This window comes from Flavobacterium esculini (genome assembly GCF_048284325.1).
Lineage (GTDB): Bacteria > Bacteroidota > Bacteroidia > Flavobacteriales > Flavobacteriaceae > Flavobacterium.
Window position 1 is genome coordinate 1 of the sequence record NZ_JBLVPI010000032.1, and the last position, 7,823, is coordinate 7,823.

Sequence of the window (7,823 nt, forward strand, 5' to 3'; positions counted from 1 at the left end):
TGTGGGTTGTACCGAGACTACAATCAGAACATACAGCGTGACCGATGCTTGTGGAAACGCAATCAATGTGACACAAAACTTAATTAGAACCATAGACACAACGGCTCCGACTGCTTCTAATCCTGCAGCCATTACCCTTAACGGCTGCAACGGAACTTTCCCAGCTGCGGATATCACTGTGGTGACCAATGAAGCTGACGCCTGTTCCACTCCGGTGGTTGCTTTTGTCGGCGACAGCGCTCCTGCGGTTGTGGGTTGTACCGAAACTACAATCAGAACATACAGCGTGACCGATGCTTGTGGAAACGCAATCAATGTGACACAAAACTTAATCAGAACCATAGACACAACGGCTCCGATATTTGTGGAAACTTTGCCAGGAAATGTAACAGTTCAATGTTCTGCCGTTCCTGCAGCCGCTACTTTAACTGCTACAGATAGCTGCAGCATTGTTACAGTAACTTTCACAGAAACTTCTGTTACTGGAACTTGTGCAGGTACTTATACTTTAACTCGTGTATGGACTGCAAAAAACAATTGTGGACTTACAACTACACACAAGCAAACATTGACTATTCAAGATACAACTGGTCCTACAACAAGTACTGTATTTAGTCCAACTATCAATGTTAGTTGTGCTACAATTCCTGCCAAACCTGAACTTGTATTTATAGATAATTGTTCTAGCGTTTCCCCAGCAGTGTTTACTGAAAACATCATTAACAATACAGCTAATTCATACTCAATAGTGAGAAAATGGTCTGTCGCTGATTCTTGTACAAACACATCAGAATTTACACAAATCATTAATGTTAACGTTACTAATAGTATTGTAGCATTAGTTAGTTCAATTTGTAACGATGGAGAAATTACAACTGCTAATCTAAACGATCTATTGCCTGTTGATACTCTTACAAACGGAACCTGGACTGATGTGAATAATTCAGGTGCCTTACAAGGAAATGTAATTAATGCTTCTAGCCTTGCTGTTGGTGATTATATTTTTGAATATAAAACTAATGATGGAACTTGTCCAAGAACTATAAAAATTACTATGACAGTTACTACTGGTTGTGGAGGTATTGTATTGCCTTGTGGAACGGTGCTAGTTCATAATGCCTTCTCTCCTAATGGAGATGGAATAAATGAAAACTTTATAATTGACAACATTGATGATACAAATTGCTATCCAGACAATACGGTTGAAATTTACAACCGTTGGGGTGTATTGGTTTATGAAACTAGTGGTTATAATAATACCAGCAAAGTGTTCAAAGGTATCTCTGAAGGCAGAACAACTATCAGCCAATCGTCTGGTTTACCAACCGGAACCTATTTCTATATCTTAAATTATGCCTCTGTAGATGGTATAGGAAATATTATAACAAATAAAAAAGACGGGTATTTATACCTTACTAAATAATTAAAATTGATTGCCTGAGGACAAACAGTCCTCAGGTTTAATAAAGTTAATAGCAATAGCCCTTTTTCTCAAACGATAAACCCTGATCAAATCAATTACCTGCAGGATTCTTTTAAATGAACTCCATAGATAATTAAAAAAATAAATATCTACTATGAAAACAAAATTATTTTCTTTCGTTTTGATGTTTACAGCCATTGTAAGTTTTGCACAACAAGATGCACAATTTACTCAATACATGTACAACACAATCAATATTAACCCCGCTTATGCAGGATCTAGAGGCGCTTTAAGTATATTCGCTTTACATCGTACACAATGGGTAGGACTCGAAGGAGCTCCTGTTACTAATGCCATATCTATTAATACACCACTTAACTCAAATAATTTAGGATTAGGGGTATCTATTATAAACGATAAAATTGGTCCTACACATGAGAATACTATCTCAGCTGATTTATCTTACACAGTTCCAACTTCAGACACTTTTAAACTTTCATTTGGCGTTAAAGCAACTGCAAATCTTTTTGATTTGGATGTAACCCGATTAAATCCTGCGGATGATGACCCAAGCTTACATGATTATAATAATAAATTCTCCCCAAACATTGGTGCAGGTATCTATTGGCATTCAGATAAAGCATACGTCGGCCTTTCAGTTCCTAACTTTATAGAAACCAATCGGTATGATGATAATGAAGTAGCTATTTTTAAAGAACAAATTAATTATTACTTGATTGCAGGTTATGTATTTGATTTGAATAATTATATTAAATTCAAACCCGCTATTCTAACCAAAATGGTAAAAGGTGCTCCACTTCAAACGGATATATCTGGAAATTTTATGTTCAATGATAAATTTGTCGTAGGACTTGCCTATAGATGGAGCGCTGCTTTAAGTGCTATGGTTGGATTTCAGGTTTCTGAAGGTTTGTATGTAGGATATGGATATGATCATGAAACGACTAATTTAGACAACTATAATTCCGGATCGCATGAAATTTTCCTACGCTATGAATTATTCAAAAACAATAACAAAATCACAACCCCTAGATTCTTCTAAAAACAATTATCATGAAAAATATTATACTCCTTTACATAACAATAGTAAGTGTTTTTTCATTTAACATTTATTCCCAAAAAGCAAGAGTTACTGCAGCTGATAAAAAGTATGATAACTATGCTTATGTAGACGCTATAAAAACCTATGAAAGAATTGCTGAAAAAGGTTATAAATCTGCAGACATGTTTAAAAAATTGGGGAATGCCTATTACTTCAACGCAGAGCTGGACAAAGCTGCCAAATGGTATGGTGAATTATTTGCCATGGACACCACCAATTTAGAACCGGAATATTACTATCGTTATGCACAGTCTTTGAGATCCATTGATCAAAATGATAAAGCCAATGAGATGATGGAACTATTCAATCAAAAATCAGGAAATGATATTAGAGGAAAACTTTTCAAAAAAAACACCAATTATTTAGAAGCAATAAAAGCTAATTCTGGTAGATATCAAGTGGAAGATGCAGGTATCAATTCAAAATATTCTGATTATGGAACTGCTGTATATATGAATAAAATCGTATTTGCTTCAGCTAGAGACACTGGAAGTTTAGGACAGAGAAAACACAAATGGACCAATCAATATTTTACAAATTTATACAGTGCTGATTTAGGTGATAACATGACTCCAAGCGCTGTTAAAAAGTTTGATAAAAACATAAATTCGAAGTTTCATGAATCTACTCCTACTTTTACAAATGATGGGAAAACCATGTACTTTACCCGAAACAATTATCTTGATGGCAAAAAAGGAAAGGATGGAGATAGAATCACTTTAATAAAAATATACAAAGCTAGTTTAGAAAATGATAAATGGGCAAATGTAACTGAACTACCTTTTGACAGTGACAATTACAGTACAGCGCATCCAGCTTTAAGCCCTGATGGAAAGACATTATATTTTGCTTCAGATATGCCAGGGACAATTGGTCAGTCTGATTTATTCAAGGTAAAAATAAATGATGATGGCAGTTTTGGCACGCCGCAAAACTTAGGAAATACAATCAATACTGAAGGAAAAGAAACCTTTCCATTTGTAAATGATGAAAATGAACTTTATTTTGCTTCAGACGGGCATCCGGGTCTTGGAGGATTAGATGTTTTTATGTCCAAAATAAATGAAGACACAACATTTAGTGAAGTTCAAAATGTAGGAGCTGATGTTAATTCGCCTAAAGATGATTTTGCTTATTTAATTGATACAAAATCAAGAAGAGGATTTTTTAGTTCCAATAGAGATGGTGGACAAGGTTATGACGATATTTATAAATTTTTGGAAACGAAAAGACTCATTTGTGAACAACTTTTATATGGTGAAATAACAGATATAACCACCAAAGAATTACTACCTAATACTAAAATAACTTTATACGACAGCCAATTTAATTTAGTGAGCACTACTACTTCTGATGATAAAGGCAATTATTCTTTTACTGTAGAATGTGGAAAAACCTATAATGTAAGAGCTGAAAAACCAGAATACACCACTAAAGAGCAAAAAATCACAATTGCTTCAACAAATGGAAAAACATACTTACCAATCGCATTGGAAAAATCAAAATGTAAAGTAACCGTTGGTGATGATTTGGGTAAATGTTTTGGAATAAAAATGATTTACTTTGACTTAGACAAATCTAACATTAGAACAGAAGCCGCTTTGGATTTAGAAAAAATATTAGATGTCTTGAATCAAAATCCAACTATGAAACTTGATATTCGTTCTCATACTGATAGTAGACAAACCTTTAAATACAATGAAGCATTATCTGATAGAAGAGCTAAATCTACAATAAATTGGTTGATCAAAAATGGGATTGATTCAAGTAGATTGACAGGTAAAGGGTATGGAGAAACACAACTAGTAAACAATTGTGCCGACGGTGTAAAATGTACAGAGGATGAGCATCAACTCAACAGACGTAGCGAATTTATAATTACAGCCCTATAAAACATTTGGTATAAAAAGAGCTAACTATTTTAAATAAATCATAATAAACAATAAGCCTCGAAAGTTAACTTTCGAGGCTTATTGTTTTAAAAACAAACCATTTAACGAAATCTAAACTTTAAAAATAAATTTAAAATCTCACATAAACAAGCATGTATTTTTCAATTTACTTTCTATTTTTTTATTACAAAAAATTCATATTAAAATTATTTTCTTTTTTTATATAATTTTCAGTACATTTTTGATAATTCATATTTAGTCTCTTTTTCTCTTAATATTTTTTATAATAAAATATTAAAATTATTAGTATATAACTTATTTCAGAACTAAAAAAAAGTTAAACTTTTAAATTCAAAAATTAATTTTTTCTTAAAAAATTACATTTCAACGAGTATTTAGGTTAGTGGTAGAAAAAAAAAATCAATATTACTAATTCTTTGTAAATTTGATTGTATAAAAAAATAGCTGTTAAACAATTTAAAAACAGCTGATTAATCTTACGAGGAAAAGGTTTTTTAATCCCAAAAAGAAATCTTTCGTCCCTGAAAAAATTTGGAAGCTTCTAAATTTTTAAGACTTTACTTTTGAAAGTTAAATTTACGATTGATTCAGAAAATCTTAATTAAAAAATTAACAAATTAAACTTCATTTAAATTATCAAAAAAAATAATCTTTTTTAATAATTTAAATTCACAAAAATACTCAAACGATTACAGTATAAAATACAAAAATCAATGTTTGATATGTCACAATCATTTTATTTTTAATTCAGTTAAATATTATGAAAAGAAAATCTACCACTTCAATAAAAATTAGGCAATTCTCATCGCTTTAATTTTCAACAAAAACCGCCCCTTCTATAATATTTGATAAAATTAAATATTCTATAAATTATAATTAAGCAAAAGAACAATACCACAAATCAATTTTATAAACATTAAAATTTGATTCTATGTATACAAAAACTACTTCTCACTTAACCGCTTTCTATATGTTCGGTGGTAATCTATATTATCAATTTGAAATTAATATTCATTTGAATATACTAGATTTTCAATCACTAAAAGTTATTTATTTTAATTCAATAATTAACTATTTAAGGGTATTTCCAATAAATATTACTACCAGTCTTATTAATTCAGAATATTCACCAAGAATTATTCGGACATCAAATCGTACGACTGCTTTCAAAATGGATTTTACTACTTACAATTATTTCATTTTCTAACGATTTAAAACAAATCAATATGAAATCAACTTTTACTAACTCGACAAGACTATTTACATTTCTTTTATTAAGCTTTTTAAGTTTTCCATTTATAACACTTGCACAAATTGGTCCAGGTATTGCTCCCGTTAATTCCCCAAGTGGAGGATTTAATGTTGATGGAACGCTTATTGCAAATTCTGCCGCAGGAGATTGGGTGGACGGAACAGGTTTAGGTGGTTTTGTACTAACAAATTCAGGAACTCCTTTAAATACAGGAACTACTTATCATCTCTTTGATCTATATAATACCTCATCAGATAACATTTTTGGTGGTGGAGACAAAGTAGGCGACAATCCAAACAATTGGTCTTCAGTGACAGGTACTGCCAACGATAAAACTGATATGAACAATGCTCTAATTCATCTAACAACTGATAGTAATGGAAATGTATGGGTTATTTTTGCTGCCGATCGTTTAAGTAATAGCGGTAATGCTTATGTTGATTTTGAATTTCTTCAAACTGCTATGACAAAAACTACTAGTGGTTTTGCAACTACAGCTCCTGCATCAACTGGGGGAAGAACTGAAGGTGATTTTTTATTGACAGTATATTTTGAAAGTGGTGTTGCCAAATTTGATATTCAAAGATGGGAACTTAATGGAAGTGTATGGGAATATAAAACCTATTTCTCTTCTTTACCTGCTAACAGCGTATTTGCAGCCGGAAATACTACTACTGTTCCGGTACCTTTTCAAGCATTTGGAGTTAATAACTATCTTCAAAATACATTTATTGAATCTGCTGTAAATTTGACAGAAGTATTAGGGGCAATTGACCCATGTACAAGTCTTAAAATAAAAACCATTTTTGTTAAATCTAAAACTTCAACATCCTCTGCAGCAGCAATTAAAGACTTCTTTAATCCACTTCCTATTGACAACCTCACTCTTGGAAGTTCTGATGCGGGAGATGACGATACTGTTTGTGCAGGGTCTTCATACATGCTTCAGGGATCAGCAGTTCCTAGTGACGGTTACACCGTTATATCTAAAACTTGGTCTGTCGTAAGTGGATCCGCAACTATTGCTGACCCTACAAATCTAAATTCAAATGTAAGTATAACTGGAAGTACAGCAACATTTCGACTTACAGTAGTAACTGGGCCAATAGTTGGCTCAGGATCCCAATGTACGGTTTCTGATGATGTAACTATAGCCGTTAATCAACCGCTTACTTGTTCTATTACCGGTTCAGATGGCCCAATATGCCCTTCCTCCTCTTCAAATATTTATTCAGCTCCTGTCAGCGCTACATACTCATGGAGTATTTCTGGTAACGGATCAATAGACGGAAGTACTAATTCTCAAAGTGTTTCAATAACTGCGGGCTCTGTTTGTAATGCAACATTTATATTATCATCTACAATTACTGATGCAAATGGGTGTATTTCGACCTGTACAAAAACAGTTACTGTTGTAGATGATACATTACCGATAATCAGTACTTCAGCGGCTACGTTGGATCATACACTTCAATGCAACAATACTGCAGGAATAGCCTCTGCATTAGCTGAAGCACCTTCAGCTACAGATAACTGTACAGCAAGTCCAACTAAAAATTTAGTGAGTGATGTAACTACAGCCGATGCGAATTGTTCCAATGCCTATGTGAGAGTCCGTACCTGGAACTTCAGCGATGGTTGCGGTAACACCAGTGTAAACTTTGTGCAAACAATTACGGTTATCGATAATACGGTTCCGGTAGTAAGTACTTTAACTGGTTCGCTAAATCATACCTTGCAATGCAACAATACTGCGGGAATAGCCTCTGCATTAGCGGAAACACCTTCAGCAACTGATAATTGTACAGCAAGTCCAACTAAAAATTTAGTGAGTGATGTATCCACCGCCGATGCGAATTGTACCAATGCTTATGTGAGAGTACGTACTTGGAACTTTAGCGATGGTTGCGGAAACACCAGTGCCAATTTTGTGCAAACAATTACGGTAATCGATAATACGGTTCCGGTAGTAAGCACTTCTACTGGTTCATTAAATCATAACTTACAATGCAACAATACTGCGGGAATAGCATCTGCATTAGCAGAAACACCTTCAGCTACTGATAACTGCACAGTAACTCCAACTAAAAATTTAGTGAGTGATGTAACCAC

Annotated in this window: 4 protein-coding genes; all 4 read left to right on the forward strand. The window is 33.3% G+C overall.

Going from position 1 to position 7,823, the window contains the following annotated elements; all coding sequences use genetic code 11:
• Positions 1–1,423: gliding motility-associated C-terminal domain-containing protein (locus ACNQGG_RS17020; RefSeq protein ID WP_417966014.1), on the forward strand; the 1,423-nt coding region annotated here is incomplete at its 5' end.
• A 154-nt stretch (positions 1,424–1,577) separates the two neighbouring features.
• Positions 1,578–2,486 (forward strand): PorP/SprF family type IX secretion system membrane protein, encoded by a 909-nt coding sequence (locus ACNQGG_RS17025; RefSeq protein WP_417966016.1) that lies wholly within the window; start codon positions 1,578–1,580, stop codon positions 2,484–2,486.
• Between the two features lie 11 nt (positions 2,487–2,497).
• Entirely contained in the window at positions 2,498–4,438 is a 1,941-nt protein-coding gene (locus ACNQGG_RS17030; RefSeq protein WP_417966018.1) for an OmpA family protein, read from the forward strand.
• Positions 4,439–5,685: 1,247 nt separating this feature from the next.
• The coding region (locus ACNQGG_RS17035) for an HYR-like domain-containing protein (protein WP_417966020.1) at positions 5,686–7,823 on the forward strand (2,138 nt) is incomplete at its 3' end.